Origin of the sequence: Lacimonas salitolerans, from assembly GCF_042677865.1 — a bacterium.
Taxonomy (GTDB): domain Bacteria; phylum Pseudomonadota; class Alphaproteobacteria; order Rhodobacterales; family Rhodobacteraceae; genus Lutimaribacter; species Lutimaribacter salitolerans.
The window spans coordinates 19,026-34,175 of record NZ_JBHUDD010000056.1 but is presented as its reverse complement, the minus strand read 5'-3'; the positions used below and the strand labels follow the sequence as shown (position 1 = coordinate 34,175).

14 protein-coding genes are annotated in these 15,150 nt (G+C 66.1%); 5 read left to right on the top strand and 9 right to left on the bottom strand.

Annotated elements, in window-relative coordinates:
- Positions 1-32: 32 nt before the first annotated feature.
- From dctP to ACFTOW_RS10680, 5 genes are all read right to left on the bottom strand, one after another.
- A complete protein-coding gene (gene dctP, locus ACFTOW_RS10700; RefSeq protein ID WP_379915475.1) occupies positions 33-1,058 on the bottom strand; it encodes a DctP family TRAP transporter solute-binding subunit in 1,026 nt (341 codons plus the stop codon).
- Between the two features lie 49 nt (positions 1,059-1,107).
- Complete coding sequence (locus ACFTOW_RS10695) at positions 1,108-2,094, bottom strand: alpha-ketoacid dehydrogenase subunit beta (RefSeq protein WP_379915473.1); 987 nt, start codon at positions 2,092-2,094, stop codon at positions 1,108-1,110.
- Entirely contained in the window at positions 2,094-3,095 is a 1,002-nt protein-coding gene (locus ACFTOW_RS10690; protein ID WP_379915471.1) for a thiamine pyrophosphate-dependent dehydrogenase E1 component subunit alpha, read from the bottom strand. Before ACFTOW_RS10690 ends, ACFTOW_RS10695 begins: the two co-directional genes overlap by 1 nt.
- Complete coding sequence (locus ACFTOW_RS10685) at positions 3,095-3,889, bottom strand: IclR family transcriptional regulator (protein WP_379915469.1); 795 nt, start codon at positions 3,887-3,889, stop codon at positions 3,095-3,097. Before ACFTOW_RS10685 ends, ACFTOW_RS10690 begins: the two co-directional genes overlap by 1 nt.
- Before the next feature lie 249 nt (positions 3,890-4,138).
- On the bottom strand, positions 4,139-4,819 hold the full coding sequence (locus ACFTOW_RS10680; RefSeq protein ID WP_379915547.1) for a DnaA N-terminal domain-containing protein: 681 nt from the start codon (positions 4,817-4,819) through the stop codon (positions 4,139-4,141).
- A gap of 495 nt (positions 4,820-5,314) precedes the next feature.
- Here ACFTOW_RS10680 and ACFTOW_RS10675 point away from each other — a divergent pair, with 495 nt between their 5' ends.
- A complete protein-coding gene (locus tag ACFTOW_RS10675; protein ID WP_379915467.1) occupies positions 5,315-6,619 on the top strand; it encodes an AAA family ATPase in 1,305 nt (434 codons plus the stop codon).
- Positions 6,616-7,680, top strand: coding sequence for a ParB/RepB/Spo0J family partition protein (locus tag ACFTOW_RS10670; protein WP_379915465.1), 1,065 nt, complete (start codon positions 6,616-6,618; stop codon positions 7,678-7,680). The genes ACFTOW_RS10675 and ACFTOW_RS10670 overlap by 4 nt, the downstream gene beginning before the upstream one ends.
- Here the strand turns inward: ACFTOW_RS10670 and bchO are convergent.
- From bchO to crtA, 4 genes are read right to left on the bottom strand one after another with little or no spacing between them, the layout of a single operon-like run.
- Entirely contained in the window at positions 7,650-8,546 is an 897-nt protein-coding gene (gene bchO / locus ACFTOW_RS10665) for an alpha/beta fold hydrolase BchO (protein ID WP_379915463.1), read from the bottom strand. The two genes, ACFTOW_RS10670 and bchO, sit on opposite strands and share 31 nt — an antisense overlap.
- Before the next feature lie 3 nt (positions 8,547-8,549).
- Complete coding sequence (locus ACFTOW_RS10660) at positions 8,550-10,217, bottom strand: magnesium chelatase subunit D (protein WP_379915461.1); 1,668 nt, start codon at positions 10,215-10,217, stop codon at positions 8,550-8,552.
- Positions 10,214-11,218 carry a magnesium chelatase ATPase subunit I gene (gene bchI / locus ACFTOW_RS10655; protein ID WP_379915459.1) on the bottom strand — a complete coding sequence of 335 codons (1,005 nt, stop codon included), beginning with the start codon at positions 11,216-11,218 and terminating at the stop codon, positions 10,214-10,216. The genes ACFTOW_RS10660 and bchI overlap by 4 nt, the downstream gene beginning before the upstream one ends.
- Entirely contained in the window at positions 11,215-11,925 is a 711-nt protein-coding gene (crtA, locus tag ACFTOW_RS10650; protein ID WP_379915457.1) for a spheroidene monooxygenase, read from the bottom strand. Before crtA ends, bchI begins: the two co-directional genes overlap by 4 nt.
- A 124-nt stretch (positions 11,926-12,049) precedes the next feature.
- On the opposite strand from crtA, the gene ACFTOW_RS10645 reads away from it, so the two are divergent.
- The 3 genes from ACFTOW_RS10645 to tspO are packed head-to-tail and all read left to right on the top strand — an operon-like array spanning position 12,050 to position 15,132.
- Positions 12,050-13,606, top strand: coding sequence for a phytoene desaturase (locus tag ACFTOW_RS10645; RefSeq protein ID WP_379915455.1), 1,557 nt, complete (start codon positions 12,050-12,052; stop codon positions 13,604-13,606).
- Positions 13,603-14,646 (top strand): 15-cis-phytoene synthase, encoded by a 1,044-nt coding sequence (gene crtB, locus ACFTOW_RS10640; RefSeq protein ID WP_379915453.1) that lies wholly within the window; start codon positions 13,603-13,605, stop codon positions 14,644-14,646. The genes ACFTOW_RS10645 and crtB overlap by 4 nt, the downstream gene beginning before the upstream one ends.
- 3 nt (positions 14,647-14,649) lie before the next feature.
- On the top strand, positions 14,650-15,132 hold the full coding sequence (gene tspO / locus ACFTOW_RS10635; RefSeq protein ID WP_379915451.1) for a tryptophan-rich sensory protein TspO: 483 nt from the start codon (positions 14,650-14,652) through the stop codon (positions 15,130-15,132).
- The last annotated feature ends 18 nt before the right edge of the window (positions 15,133-15,150 follow it).

The following is a 15,150-nucleotide window of genomic DNA, read 5'->3' as shown; positions in this document are numbered from 1 at the left end:
GGCCCGCGCGTCTGCGCAGGCCCGGCACGCGATCAGCGGTTCGCGATCGACTCTTCGGCCATGTTGACCAGATCGGCCCCGACCTTGTCCTTCCACGCGTCATAGACATCGCGCGTCGCATCGACAAAGGCCTGCCGCTCCTCCTCGGTCAGGGTCACCACGTTGACGCCATAGCCCTTGATTTCTTCGATCAGGCTCTGGTCGCCATCGGTCATTCCCTTGCGCGCGACCTCGATGCCATGGGCACCGGCATCGACCGCCGCCTGTTTCAGGATTTCCTGATCCTCAGGGGTAAAGCTGTCCCAGACCTGCTGGTTGACCGCAAAGATCAGCGGGTCGGCCACATAGCCCCAGAGGGTCACGTTGGTCTGGCCCAGTTCGTGCATCTTCAGCACGCTGTAGATGGTCAGCGGGTTTTCCTGCCCGTCAACCGCGCCGGTGGTCAGCGCAGGTTGCGCGTCGGCCCAGCTCATCTGCGTGGGGTTTGCGCCCAGGGCGGTGAACATGTCGTTGTAGATCGGCGAGCCGACAACCCGCAGCTTCAGCCCCTGCATATCGGCCGGTGTGCGGATCTCGACCTTGGAATTGGTGACCTCGCGAAACCCGTTCTCGGCCCATGCCAGCGGCACCGCGCCCTTGGCCTGCACCACCTCGAATATCTTTTCACCCACCGGGCCTTGGGTCAGCGCGTCCATCGCCGCGTAATCCGGCATCAGGAACGGCAAGGAGAACAGGTTCAGCTCGGTGATCTGCGGCGACCAGTTGATGGTCGAGCCGACCGCCATGTCGATCACACCCTGACGCAGGGCGGTAAACTCGCGGGTCTGGTCGCCCTGCACAAGCTGCACACCGGGATAGACCTTGAGGTTGATCCGCCCGTCGGTCCGCTCGGCGGTCAGTTCGGCCCATCTCTCGGTCGCGATCCCCCAGGGGAACGGTGCGGGCACCACGGTCGAGACGCGGTATTCGTCCTTGTAATTGTCCTGCGCCATCGCTGGGGTCAGCCCCAGCATGGTCATCGCGGCACCTGCGGCGATCACGGTCTTGAAATTTCTCATCTTTTTTCCTCCCTTGGTGTTGATGACGGGCCTCCCAGCACCGCCGGTCTTACGAAACGGCCACCGGGGCCATCAGCCCCCGAAGCGCCGCAATGATCGCCTCGTCGCTGACGCGGGCCTGATCCTCCATACCCGGCGAATAGGCGATCGGAATGCGCGGCGCGCCAAGGCGGCGCACCGCGGCCTTCAGTTGAAAATGCAACGCCTCGGCCACGCTGGCGGCAATCTCGGCGCCAAAGCCCGAGACGGAAACCGCCTCTTGCACGACAAGCAGCCGCCCGGTGCTTGCGACCGAGTCGAACACGGTGTCCCGATCCCAGGGCCAGAGCGTGCGCAGGTCGATCACCTCGGCCTCGATCCCCTCACCCGCCAGCGCCTCGGCGGCGCGCAGGCACCCGTGCCGCATGCCCGACCATGTCACGATGGTCACATCCCGGCCCGCCCGCGCGACATCGGCCTTGCCCAGCGGCACCAGATGTTCGCCGTCCGGCACCGGGCCTTCCAGCGCCCACAGGTTCTTGTGCTCCATGTAGACCACGGGATCATCGCTGCGGATCGCGGATTTCAGCAGGCCCAGGTTGTCGGCAGGGGTCGCCGGGGCGACCACCACAAGACCGGGGATATGCGTGTACCACGATTCCAGCGATTGCGAATGCTGCGCGGCCGAGGACCGCCACATGCCGATGGGTTCGCGCACCACCAGCGGCACGCGCATCTGCCCGCCGAACATGAACCGCGCCTTGGCCGCCTGATTGACCAGCTCATCCACCGCGCATAGCGCGAAATCGGAGAACCGCATTTCCACGATGGGCCGCGTGCCAGTCATCGCGGCCCCCACGGCGGCCCCCATGATGCAGGCCTCGGAAATCGGGGTGTCGGCGATCCGGCCCTTGCCGAACATCTCCTGCAAGTCGCGGTACTGGCCAAACACCCCGCCACGTCCCAGATCCTCGCCAAGCGCCCAGACGCTGGCGTCGCGTTCCATTTCCTCGATCACCGCGCGGCGGCCCGCATCCAGATAGGTCATCTGCATCATCAGTATGCCCTTTCGCGCGGATCGCCGATGTCCTGCACATCGGTGTAGGCCCCGGCGGGGTCGGGCCATCCGGTCTCGCGCGCGGTGCGGGCAATGGCGGCCAGCTCGCGCGCCGCTGTCTGCTGCACCTGGTGCAGCCGCGCATCCTCCTCGCCCGCCAGCCTGAGCACCGCCTCGAGCCGTGCAATGGGGCAGGTGGCGCGCGCGTCCTCGACCTCCTGCGCGGGGCGATAGCTGGCCGGGTCAACTGCCGTGTGGCCGGTGATGCGATAGGTGCGGCAGGTCATCAGCATCGGCCCTGCCCCGCCCCGGATCGCGTCGATCGCCGCCCGGGCGGCGGCATCCACGGCGATCACGTCATTGCCATCCACCTCGACCGTATCCAGCCCAAGGCTGGCGGCGCGCGCACCGGCCCCGTCACCGCCGGTCATCTCGCGGGTGCGGGTGGTGGCGGAAAAGCCGTTGTCCTCGCAGACGAACAACACCGGCAGGTCGAACACCCGCGCCCAGTTCAACCCTTCAAGGAACGGCCCACGGTTCACCGCGCCATCGCCAAAGATGCACACCACGATCTGCCGCGAGCCCTGAAGCTTCAGCGCATGGGCCGCGCCGGTGGCGATCGGGATATTGGCCCCGACCACACCGTTGGCGCCCAGCATCCCGACCCCGAAATCGGCGATATGCATCGACCCGCCCTTGCCGCCGCAGGTGCCGCCCTCGCGGCCAAACAGCTCGCGCATCATCGCCAGCGGTTCTGCCCCCTTGGCCAGCGTATGGCCGTGGCCCCGATGGGTCGACAGCAGCAGATCGGCGGTTTCCAGATTGCCGCAGATGCCCGCCGCCACGGCTTCCTGCCCGATGGATGGGTGAATGGCCCCCAGCACCAGTCCCTCTTTCTGCGCCGCGATCGCCTCTTGTTCAAAGGCGCGGATGCGGTGCATCACGCCCAGCATGTCGACGAGGCGCGCGCGGTCCAGATTATCAAGTCGGGTGTCGTGCACTATCGCTCCTCGCTGACTGTCAGAGGTTCCCTCTGCGCCGCAGCCGCATTGCGACTGTCCAGCGCCTGCCCGATCGCGCGTGCCTCGGCCTGCAACTGCGCGACCAGCTCCTGCAGGCGCGGCCTCTCCATACGCTCGCGTATTGCAGCGATGGACAGCGCGCAGGCAACCCGCCCCGCCTGATCCAGAACCGGCACGCCCACCGCGTTCATCGCGCTGACAATACGCCCGTCGTTGAACGAATAGCCCTGCGCGCGCGTCTCGGCGATCATCGCGCGCAGATGCGCATCCTCAAAGCTGCTGTAGCTGCGCCGTGCATCGCGGCTGGCGGTCAGGATGCGGTCGATCTCGGCGTCGCTTTCGAACGCCAGCAGCGCCAGCGATCCGGCCCCCACCCCCAGCGGCCTGCGATCCCCCACCGACAGGGTCAGCGTGCGGATCGGATAGGATCCGGTCTGCCTGTGCACGCATTGCGCCTGCTGCCCGTCGCGCAGCGACAAGAACACCGTGTCGCCCGTGGCCGCGGCCAGCCGGGTCAGCCCCGGGCGCGCCAGTTCGATGATGTGAAACCGCCGCGCCGATGTGCCAAGGTTGAACAGGCAATAGCCCAGACGATACAGCTTGGTGCTCTCGTCATACTCGACATAGCCGACCTCGGTCAGCGCCTTGAGCAGCCGCAGCGCGGTCGTCTTGCCCAGACCGATATGCCCGGCCACATCCGACAGCCGCATGCCGCCCGACGTGCCCTCGGACAGCGCCTTGAGCACATGAGACACACGGGCAATGGTTTGCACGGATGCAATCGGTCTGTCTGGCAATGCCCCCTCCCGTACCGGCCCCGCTCGCGGCCGGTTCCGTTCAGTGAAACCGATTCGTCCGTTTTATGGAACAAAAATGTGACACGGCCTGAGGGCCATGCGACGGCAGAGTCGTCATTGCGCGATACCAGATTCTGGAAAACCCGGATTACGGACGGACCTTTGATGCTGCGCGCGATCTGATCCACAAAGGCCGTCTTCGGCAGGCAATCGCGAGACGGACCCTCAGTCCACGATCCGTATCTCGGCCACGTCCTCGTCGACCTCCTGGCAGGCGGCCAGGATGCGGCTTGCCAGATGGGTCTGCACATAGGCCGCGTGAAACCGGCTGGGCGCGCGCAGGGTCAACCGGCCCCCTGCCCTTTCGACCCGTTTCAACGCCCGCAGCCAGGACGCATAGCTGCCCGCGTCCTGCGCATGCAGCAGCGCCTGCGCCAGCACCCATTCGGTGCCCGAGGTCAGGTCGGGCGGCGGCACATCGCCCTTGACCGGCAACGGCACCACCTGATCGGGCGCATCCCCCGCCCCCATGCGCAGCGCGAAATCGGGGCCCACACTGGCCCAGGCCGGTTGCGTGTCGGTCAGCATCCTGTCGATCCCCAGCCGGTATTCGGTGACACGGCCACGCGCGCCCTGCCGTTTCACCAGCAGCCAGCCGCGCGCCCGCAACTGTGCCATCTCGCGTTTCACCGTGCGCTCATCGACCGACCACATCGCCGCAATCTCGCGCTGACCCACGGCCAGCTCGTCCCGGCCCCAGTTGTAGCGCGCGGTGATCAATGTCATCAGCCGCAGAACCCGCCGTTGCTCGGCCTTGGGCTGGGCCAGCGCATGCGCGCCAAGCGCGGTCAACAGGTCATACTTGCGGGCACTGGCCCCGCGGCCCACAGGGCGGATGGCGTGCATCATCTGCTCTCACTTGTCTCCGGCTGTCACCGGGTTCTGCCTCGGATCGGTTAACCGCTGATGAAGTCACCGATCTTATCTCGCCCCGTTTCCCGGCGCTTTTCCGTATCGTGTTCTGATTTGCGTCCGGAATGGCGATTCTGTCAAGGAAGAAACCGGATTGCGGCTCTTGCCTCTCAAATCCTGATTTGAAAAATCGGTATCATAGGTATTGGGGGACATCCTATCTGTCCCCTATTGGCGCAGTTTTGTCCCCCAATGTGTCGTGGGCGGCGGCAAGCTGTCCCCCTATCCCTAGCGGTCCCACCAAGACGCAGCCCCCTGCCCCTGCGAATCGGTCTGTGGCTGGTTGGCACAGTGAACACAGGCCTAAACGCAAATTCCGGAAACCTGCGGATTAACGATATTCGCTTTTGCCTTTTTTGCAAATGCAGCGTAAATCAGGATTGGCAAGGAAATAGCGTCCCCGCGGGGACAGGGAAAAAGAGGCAGAGCATGTTCACCCATACCGATCTTGCGCGGATGCAATCGCAGTCGCTGAAACTTCAGGGCCATATTCGTGCCCAGACCTACAGCCCCGAGCGTGAAAAAAGCCTGCGCCGGTTCTCAAGCTGGGAGGTGGCCGAGCTGATCCTCAAGGTCAACCAATCCACCCTGCGCGGCAAGCTGGCCGCCGACCCCTCCCTGCCTCAGGGGCTGGTCGAGGAAGACGGCCGCCAACGCTGGTACACCCTGGACGAGGTGAACGAGATCCGGCGCAAGCTGCGCATCAACCGCCGCTCGCTGATGCCGGTCCGTCCGGCGGGAAAACGCGCGATCCGCGCCGCCATCGCCAACTTCAAGGGCGGGGCCGGCAAATCCACCGTGGCTTTGCACTTCGCCCACGCCGCCGCCCTTGATGGCTACCGCGTGCTGTGCGTCGATTTCGACCCGCAGGCCACGCTGAGCCATTCCATGGGCCTGACCGATGTCTCCGAGGAATACACCGTCTGGGGCATCATGGCCCGCGATCTGGCGCGCGAGACCGAGCGGATGAACAGCGCCGCGCGCGGGGCGGAATCGGGGGCCAGCCTGCCGCAGCGCCGCCTGCCCGCCTCGATCAGCGAAATGGGTCTGGCCGATCTGCGCCTGACCGATTTCATCAAGCCCACCAACTGGTCCACCATCGACATCGTGCCCAGCTGCGCCAACGCGGCCTTTGTCGAATTCGCCAGCGCGCAATACCGGCACATGAACCCCGAATGGTCGTTCTTTGCTGCCGTCGCGCGGTTTCTGGATCAACTGCCGCCCGACGCCTATGACATGGTGATCTTCGACTGCCCGCCCGCCATCGGCTATCAGTCGATGAACGCGGTCTTTGCCGCCGATGTCCTCTATATCCCGTCCGGACCGGGCTATTGGGAATACGATTCCACCACCTCCTTCATTGGTCAGCTGGCCGAGGCGCTGGAGGATCTGGGCCGCTTTGCCGGGCTTGTCCCCGCGGGGACACTGCATCTGCCCAAAGAATTTCTGGATGTGCGGTTCCTGCTGACACGGTTCGAGCCCAACAACGATCTGCACCGCGCGATGCAATCAGCCTTTGGCAAGGTGTTCGGTGACAGACTGGCCGCGCATCCGATCGAACTGACCCGCGCGGTGGAACAATCGGGCCGCTTTCTCTCCTCGGTCTACGAGATCGACTACCGCGACATGACCCGCGAAACCTGGCGGCGCGCGCGCGGCTCGTTCGACCGGGCATTCGATGAATTCAAGACAAACCTGATCACCGCATGGGATCGGATGGAGGCCACGTCATGACCAAGAAACGCCGCGTCTTTGATATCGACTTCGACGACCAGCCCGAGGATGTCCCCGCGGGGACAGAGCCCGAAACCCGCCGTGGTCCGATGGCCGCCGCGATCACCGAAAACGCCGCAGCCCTGGCCCATCGCCAACAGGCCGAAACCGCCATCCGCGAGGAAAACGACCGGCTGGCGCATCAGTTCGTGGAACTGAAGAAACGAGGCCTGATCGTCGATCTGGTGCCGATCGACCAGATCTACAGCGAAAAGCTGATCCGCGACCGGGCGCCCAAACGCGACGCCGAGATTGACGAGCTGAAGGACTCGATCAAGGCCGTCGGCCTGTCCAACCCCATTCAGGTCGAGGAAAGCAGCGAAGGCTGGGAGCTGGTGCAGGGCTGGCGCCGCCTGACCGCCTATCGCGAGCTGTACAAGGAAACCGGCGATCCGGCCTATGCCCGCATCCCCGCCGGTCTGATGGCCAAGGGCGCGCGGCTCGAAGAGCTGTATCAGCGCATGGTCGATGAAAACCTTGTGCGTCGTGACATTTCCTTTGCCGAGATGGCGCAGCTTGCGGTGTCCTTTGCCAAGGATCCGCAAACGAACGCGGTCTCGCCGCATGACGCGGTGGACAAGCTGTTTGTCAGCGCGGGGCGGCAAAAGCGCGCCTATATCAAGCATTTCACCACGCTGATCCGCAACCTTGGCCTTGTCCTGCGCTTTGCCGATGCGATCCCGCGCCGTCTGGGTCTGGATCTAGTCAAGCGGCTTGAGGACAATCCCGATCTGGTGGTCGATATCCAGCATGCGCTGCTGAACACCCAACGCCCGGATGCCGAAACCGAACTGGCGGTGTTGCAGCGGTTCGCCAAGCCTGTCCCCGCGGGGACAGCCCCGCGCCCGGTGGCGCGCAGCACGGCGAAAACCACATTCAAGCTGACCCGCCCCGAAGGCGTGGCGAAATGCACCGCCGCCGATGGCCGGCTTGAGGTTCGGTTGAACCGCGATTTCTCCGAGCTGGACCGCCACCGGCTGGAACAGGCGGTTCAGGCGTTTCTGGACACGCTGTCGGACTGACCGGAATTCACGAAAGACAGGATGCGCCCGGCGACAAGGTCGGGCGCTTCTTCATGGGCCAGGTGGCCCAGATCGGGCAGGGTTTCCACAACCGCCCCCGGTATCGACGCCCCTGCCCTTTGCGCCACTTTCACCGGCACCGCGCTGTCGGTTTCACCCGCCAGGAACAGGCAGCGCGCGGTGATCCCGGGCAGGTCCGCAATCAGCGCATCCAACTGCCAGCTGGCCATCATCTGCAACGTCCCGCCGACATGCCCGCGATCGCCCATCAGGCGGGAATAGAGCCTGTATCCCTCGTCTGTCAGCGTTGATCCCGTCCGCTCGATCAACTGCCGTGTGCGCCGGTCTGACGCGCCGCCAAGGGTGAACAGCAGCGGCGTCAACGGGTTCAGCGCCAGCGCCTTGGCCAGCACCGGAAACAGCCAGCCGGCGATGCCGTCGAACTTGTCCAGCGCGGGGTTGATGCCCACCACATCGGGGGCCTGTCCCCGCGGGGACAGCACGATTTGCGACAGTCGCAGCGCCACGGCGGCCCCGGCGGAATGGCCCACGATGGCGGTCGGCTGCCAGCCCTCTTGGGCGCAGAGCGCCGCGATATCCTCTGCCGTCTGCATCATGCCCGACCGTGCCCGCGTGCCCGCCTGCGTGAATCCCTGTCCCGGCAGATCCAGCGCGATGACGCGTGCCTGTTTCGCCAGCAAGGGCATCACATCGCGCCAACTGTGCGTTGCCCCGCCAGCCCCGTGAATCAACAAGATCACCGGCCCGTCGCCCATCTGCTGCACATGCCAGCGATGCGGGCGGCAGGCGATGCGACTGGACTGTTCGGCCAGCGGCCAGCCTGTCAGATCGCGGGGCCAGTCCATCGCTCAACCCTCCAGGGCATCGTTGATCGCGGCGCTGACGCGCTGCGCATCGGCGCGGGGCAAAGGCAGATAGCGCGCGCCCATTGCGGCGGCCAGTTGCCCCAGTTGCGGGGTGGGTCGGTTGCCCACGTCCAGCACGACGCCGGGCAGGCCACTTGCGCGCAGCCATATGGCAATCCGCGTGGCATCCTCGGCCGCCTGCGCGCGGTTGGCCGAGCCATCCAGCGCGATGTTGGCGCGGCCATCGGTCAGCACGGCGATGGCGGGCGACAGCCCGTGCCCTCGCGCGTGATCGGCCAGTTCGCCCGCGGCGCGCAGCCCTGCGGCCAGCGGCGTGCCACCGCCGCCTGGCAGGGCCGACAGGCGGCGTTTGGTCTGCACCAGCGAGCGCGTGGGCGGCAGCAGCAGGTCGGCCCCGTCGCCGCGAAACGCGATCAGGGCGACGTGATCGCGCCGCGCATAGGCCTGCGCCAGCAGCAATTCCACCGCGCCCTTGGCCTCGGACAACCGCGCCAATGCGGCCGAGCCCGACGCATCCACGGCAAAGATCAGCAGGCGGTCGGACCGGTCCTCGAACCGTTTCAGATGGATGTCGCCGGGGTGGATCAGCAGCTTTTGTCCCCGCGGGGACAGTTTGCGGCGCAGCGGTTGCCACGGGGCGGCGGCGCGCAAGGTTGCCACCAGATCGATCCGCGCGCGCCCGTCCAGCCGACCGGGACGCGAGGGCAGGGGGCGGCCACGGCGGTTGCCCTTGCGCCGCGCCCCGGCGCCCGATCCGCGCGCGCCGCGGGCTGTCCCCGCGGGGACAAGCGTTTCCAGCATCCCGTCGGGCAGCATCGCGCGCACCGCCTCGATCAGCATGTCCTGCGGGATTTCCATTTCATCCTCGCCCTGATCCTGGTCCTGATCCTGCGGGCTGTCATCCGGCGACTCGTCGGGCGGGGGTTCGTCCTCCTCCTCCGCTGGCATCTGCGTGGCGCGATGGGCATAGACCAACCCCGAGGCCGCTGCGATGTCCTCGGATGAAAGGCTGATCCGCGCGAAAAGCGCCGCATGCGCCCGGGCGGCGCGCAGCGCGAACAACGGCGCGCGGGCGCTGTCGATGCCGTAGCGCGCGGCCAGAACGGTGACGGCCTCGATCGCCTCGTCCGTCACCATGACACGCGGATACAGCGCGCGGGCGGTTTCGGGGTCGGGCAGGTCGCTGTCGGTGGCCTGCATCCGGCCGATGCCGTCCAGATCGGCGCGAAAGGCCACACGCTCGGACAGGGCAGGGGGGGTGCGTTCGTCAGGCTCGGCCCCTTCGTCCAGAGCGATCAGCGCATGTTGTCCTGCAATATCAAGGGTTTGTGCCAGCTTCGCGGCCAGATCGGGGGGCGTGCGTTCGGCCATGGTCAGGATCACGGCACAGGGGTCATGCATAACGCCTTGGGAGTAAACGATTTTTTGCGCACTCAGCGTGGCAGACAGGTCCAGCCCGCCAAACAGCGCGTCATCGGAAATATCGGGATGAATCCGGCGGCGGGGCAGGGGAACAGACCCTAATCCGGCCAGAAATGCATCGCGCACAGGGCCGGATCGCGCGCGGATCACCATGCCGCCAAGGCCAACGGGATCAACCGACAAAAGCGCCAGCGCAAGCTGCGCGGCGTCCCATTGCGGCGATGTCATCCCAGCACCTCGGACACGGTGCGCGCGACGCGGGTTGCGCTGCCGGCCTCGTCCAGCGGATCGCGGCGCAGGCGGTGCGACAGGGCCAGCGGCGCGACGCGGCGCAGATGTCTGCGATCAAGGCTGGTGTCGCCCTGAAACGCGGCCCAGGCCCGCCCGGCGCGCAGCAGCGTCAGCTCGCCGCGCAAACCGTCCGATCCCAGCGCCACGCACAGCTCGGCGCAGTCGCGCAGGGCGTCGGTTTTCGTCTCTATTCCGGCCAGACCCGCCCTTGCGGTCAGGATGTGATCGCGAAGTTTCGTATCCTCTACGCCCCATGTCGCCATGAAGGTTTCGACGTCGGTTTCAAACGCATCGCGGCGGCGGATCACCTCGATCCGGTCGTCGATATCGGTGGGGCTGCGCACCTCGACCGACAGGCCGAACCGGTCCAGAAGTTGCGGGCGCAATTCGCCCTCTTCGGGGTTGCCCGAGCCGACCAGCACGAACCGCGCGGCGTGGCGGATGCTGAGCCCTTCGCGTTCCACGACATTCTCGCCCGATTGCGCCACATCCAGCAGCAGATCGACGATGTGATCCTCAAGCAGGTTCACCTCGTCGATATAGAGATACCCGCGATTGGCCTGCGCCAGCAAACCGGGCTGAAACGCCTTTTCGCCCTGGGTCAGCGCGCGTTCGATGTCCAGCGCCCCTGTCACGCGGTCCTCGGTCACGCCAAGCGGCAGATCGACCACCGGGGTGGGCCGTTCGACCATCTGATGTGTCTCTAACCTTGCCCAGTCGGGTACATCGGCGGGATCGGCGGAATTGACCGGGCAGCCCTGCACCGCCTGAATCGGCGGCAGCAAAGCGGCCAGCGCGCGCACGGCGGTGGATTTGCCGGTGCCACGGTCGCCAAAGACCAGAACGCCGCCCAGTTTCGGATCGACCGCGGTCAGGATCATGGCAAGTTTCATGTCGTCCTGCCCGACGATGGCAGAGAAGGGGAAGGCGTGTTTCATATGTGTCCTTGTGATTGGGCGAGGGGGCTGACCCCGCCCCATGTGCCGCGTTCGCCGGTGACGCGAAAGCGGGCATAGAGTTCCTCGTTGAACCAGTTGCCGGTGCGCACCGACTGGATGGCCTGCGCGTGCGGACCGTCCGGGGTGCGTGCGAATTCCTCCATGCTGCGCGCATCGGGCCAGATTGAAAAGGTCACCTGATGCAAAAGGGGCACCTCGCCGATGCCGATCTTGAACATCACGTTCGGGTCGTCCCCGATGACGGTCGAGATGTCGGGCACGCGGGCCCAGAATTTCAGCGCGTGTTTCGGTTTCACCGTCGCGCGGGTCATCGCCGCCAGCAGGCCGGTTTCGGGCGGTGTTTGTGCCGAAAACGGCGTGACGCCCGACCAGTGCCCGCGCACCGATGTGGGGGTCAGGAACACGGTCCAGTCCTCGGATGCGCGGGCGCGGTAGCGGCGGAACAGCCCGGCGTCGGCGATCCGGTCGCGCGCCGTGTCGGCATCGGGCCAGACGCACAGCACCGCATAGACGTGCCAGTTGGGGCGGGGGGTGAACCCCTCGCCTGTGCCCGAACCGCAGAGTTTCCAGAACATCAGGCCCGGCACGCGGGGCAGGGCGAATCGCGCCGCCCCCATCATGCCAAAGGCCCAAAGCCGGGCGGCAAGGCTGTCAAAGCGAAACAGGCTGAGTGTGACGGTCTGCAACGGGCTGGCCTCAAAAAGGTGTCAATTAAGTCTGACAGATATTCATTTAAGATGGAAGATGCGTCAGAAAGTATGTAAACTAAACCTGACATTTTGACCCGCGGGTAAATCCAAGGAGCGCGCCATGACAAGAATAGACACTTCGCTGCCGGTGCAGGCGGCGCAAGCAGGCGCGCCTCATGCGGTGGTGATCGGTGCGGGGCTGGGTGGTCTGGCGGCGGCGATGCGGCTGGGGGCCAAGGGCTATCGGGTTTCGGTGCTGGACCGGCTGGACCGGGTCGGCGGGCGCGGCTCGTCGCTCCAGCGCGACGGTCACCGATTCGATCTGGGGCCGACGATCGTCACCGTGCCGCAGATTTTTCGCGAGCTGTGGGCCGTCTGTGGCCGCGATTTCGACACCGATGTCGATCTGCGCCCGGTCGATCCGTTCTATGAAATCCGCTGGCCGGACGGGTCGAAGTTCAGCGCCTGTCAGGACACCGCCAAGATGCGAGAAGAGGTGCGGCGCCTGTCGCCCGGCGATGTGAAGGGATACGAGCAGTTCCTGCGCGACAGCGAGGCGCGATACTGGTTCGGGTTCGAGGATCTGGGCCGACGGTCGATGCACAGGTTCGCCGATCTGATCAAGGTGCTGCCCCGGTTCGCCATGCTGCGCGCCGATCGCAGCGTCTATGCCCACGCGGCCCGGCGGTTCAAGGACGAACGCCTGCGCATGGCGTTCTCGTTCCATCCGCTGTTCATCGGCGGCGATCCGTTCAACGTGACCTCGATGTATATCCTTGTCAGCCATCTGGAGAAAGAGTTCGGCGTGCATTACGCCATGGGTGGCGTGCAGGCGATTGCCGATGCGATGGCCGGTGTGATCGAGGATCAGGGCGGGCATGTGCGGCTGCACACCGGCGTGGACGAGATCCTGCTGAAGGACGGTGCCGCCAAGGGCGTGCGGCTGGACGGCGGCGAGATGCTGCGCGCCGATGTGGTGGTTTCGAACGCCGATGCGGGCCACACCTATGACACGCTGTTGCGCAACCATCGCAAGCGCCGCTGGTCGAGGGCCAAGCTGGATCGCTCGCGCTGGTCGATGGGGCTGTTCGTGTGGTATTTCGGCACCAAGGGCACGCGCGGCAAATGGGGCGATGTGGGTCATCACACCATCCTGAACGGCCCGCGCTACAAGGGTCTGATCCGCGACATCTTCATCAAGGGCAAGCTGTCGGATGACATGAGCCTCTATGTCCACCGCCCAAGCGTGGTCGATCCCGGCGTGGCGCCCGAGGGCGACGATACCTTCTATGCGCTGTCGCCGGTGCCGCATCTGAATTTCGACAACTCGGTGGATTGGGCCGCCGAGGGCGAGGCCTATCGCCAGAAGGTGCAGGCGGTGCTGGAGGATCAGTTGCTGCCCGGTCTGGGCGATCATCTGGGCCCGTCCGAGGTGTTCACGCCCGATACGTTCCGCGACCGATACCTGTCGCCCCATGGCTCGGGCTTTTCGATCGAGCCGCGGATTCTGCAAAGCGCCTATTTCCGGCCCCATAACGTCAGCGAAGAGGCCAAGGGCCTGTTTCTGGTCGGCGCGGGCACCCATCCCGGCGCGGGGCTGCCCGGTGTGATCTCGTCCGCCGAGGTGCTGGCCAAGCTGGTGCCGACGCCGGTTTCATCCGGGGTGACGGCATCATGATGGACGGGGCCGATCTGCTGCACTGCCGCGAGGCGATCCGCCATGGGTCGCTGTCGTTTCACGCCGCCAGCAGGCTGTTGCCCGCCCGCGTGCGCGATCCCGCGCTGGCGCTCTATGCGTTCTGCCGGCTGGCGGATGACGAGGTGGACCTGAAGGAAGACAAGGCGGCATCGGTGCTGGCCCTGCGCGAACGGCTGGAGCTGGCCTATGCCGGGCGGCCCCGCAATGCCGCGCCCGACCGGGCCTTTACCGCCCTGATCGAGGAATTCGACATGCCCCGCGCCCTGCCCGAGGCGATGCTCGAGGGGTTGGCCTGGGACGCGATGGAGCGGCGCTATGCCACGCTGTCGGACCTGCATGCCTATTCCGCCCGCGTCGCCAGCGCGGTTGGCGCGATGATGTGCGTGCTGATGCGGGTGCGCGATGCCGATGCGCTGGCGCGGGCCTGTGATCTGGGTGTGGCGATGCAGCTGACCAACATTGCCCGCGACGTGGGCGAGGATGCCCGCGAGGGGCGGCTGTACCTGCCGACCGACTGGCTGGCCGAGGCAGGAATCGACCCGGCCGAGATGCTGGCCAGTCCGCGTGCCACCCCGGCGCTGCGCGGTGTCGTGCGGCGGCTGCTGCGGCAGGCGGACGAGCTGTATCACAGGTCCGAGGCCGGTGTGGCCGCGCTGCCGGTCGATTGCCGCCCCGGCATCTTTGCCGCGCGCCATATCTACGCCGGGATCGGCGGGCAGGTCCGCGCGCAGGGGTTTGACAGCATCACCGCCCGCGCCCGCACCAACACGGGCCAGAAGATCGGCTGGCTGGGCCTGTCGATGATCCGCGCCGGTGTCACGCTGGTGATGCCGCGCCGCGCCACGATCTATGCCAGACCGCTGCCCGAGGTGGCGTTCCTGGTCGATGCCGCATCGCGCAGCGACGCGCCCCGCAATGCGTGGTCGGATCGTGTGGTATCCTTGCTGGGCCAGATCGAGGCGCAGGAGAGGGCGCGAAAAGCGTCCTTGCAAGCCGGGGCGGCACGCACTACCTCGTAACCCATGATATGGGTGTATTTTGTCATTTTTCTGGGTGCCTGCTTTGCCGCGGGCGCGAACGGCGCGATTTTTCCGCCGGGCCCGTGGTATCGGGCACTGTCCAAGCCCAGCTGGACCCCGCCCGACTGGCTGTTCCCGGTCGCATGGTCGATCATCTACATCTGCATGGCGGCCGCAGGCGCGCGCGCGGCTGTCAGTGACGCGGGCACGCTGGCGATGGCGCTCTGGGCGTTGCAGATCGCGCTGAACGGGTTGTGGACGCCGGTGTTCTTCGGCCTGCAGAACATTCGTGGCGGGATGCTGGTGCTGTCGCTGCTGTGGGCCAGCGTGGCGGTGACGACGCTTGCCCTGTGGCAGGTCGACATGATCACCGGGCTGCTGTTCGTGCCCTATCTGGCCTGGGTCACCGTGGCGGGCGCGCTGAACCTGTCGGTTCTGCGCCTGAACCCGCAGGTGGCGGCGAACCCGCCCAAGCCCCAGCGCTGATCCGGTCCTGCTTCATCT

Excerpts from the sequence above, each read along its gene's own strand:
- dctP (WP_379915475.1), bottom strand. The coding sequence starts at position 1,058 with ATGAGAAATTTCAAGACCGTGATCGCCGCAGGTGCCGCGATGACCATG.
- ACFTOW_RS10695 (WP_379915473.1), bottom strand. The coding sequence starts at position 2,094 with ATGATGCAGATGACCTATCTGGATGCGGGCCGCCGCGCGGTGATCGAG.
- ACFTOW_RS10680 (WP_379915547.1), bottom strand. The coding sequence starts at position 4,819 with ATGCACGCCATCCGCCCTGTGGGCCGCGGGGCCAGTGCCCGCAAGTAT.
- ACFTOW_RS10675 (WP_379915467.1), top strand. The coding sequence starts at position 5,315 with ATGTTCACCCATACCGATCTTGCGCGGATGCAATCGCAGTCGCTGAAA.
- ACFTOW_RS10670 (WP_379915465.1), top strand. The coding sequence starts at position 6,616 with ATGACCAAGAAACGCCGCGTCTTTGATATCGACTTCGACGACCAGCCC.
- bchO (WP_379915463.1), bottom strand. The coding sequence starts at position 8,546 with ATGGACTGGCCCCGCGATCTGACAGGCTGGCCGCTGGCCGAACAGTCC.
- ACFTOW_RS10660 (WP_379915461.1), bottom strand. The coding sequence starts at position 10,217 with ATGACATCGCCGCAATGGGACGCCGCGCAGCTTGCGCTGGCGCTTTTG.
- bchI (WP_379915459.1), bottom strand. The coding sequence starts at position 11,218 with ATGAAACACGCCTTCCCCTTCTCTGCCATCGTCGGGCAGGACGACATG.
- ACFTOW_RS10645 (WP_379915455.1), top strand. The coding sequence starts at position 12,050 with ATGACAAGAATAGACACTTCGCTGCCGGTGCAGGCGGCGCAAGCAGGC.
- crtB (WP_379915453.1), top strand. The coding sequence starts at position 13,603 with ATGATGGACGGGGCCGATCTGCTGCACTGCCGCGAGGCGATCCGCCAT.
- tspO (WP_379915451.1), top strand. The coding sequence starts at position 14,650 with ATGATATGGGTGTATTTTGTCATTTTTCTGGGTGCCTGCTTTGCCGCG.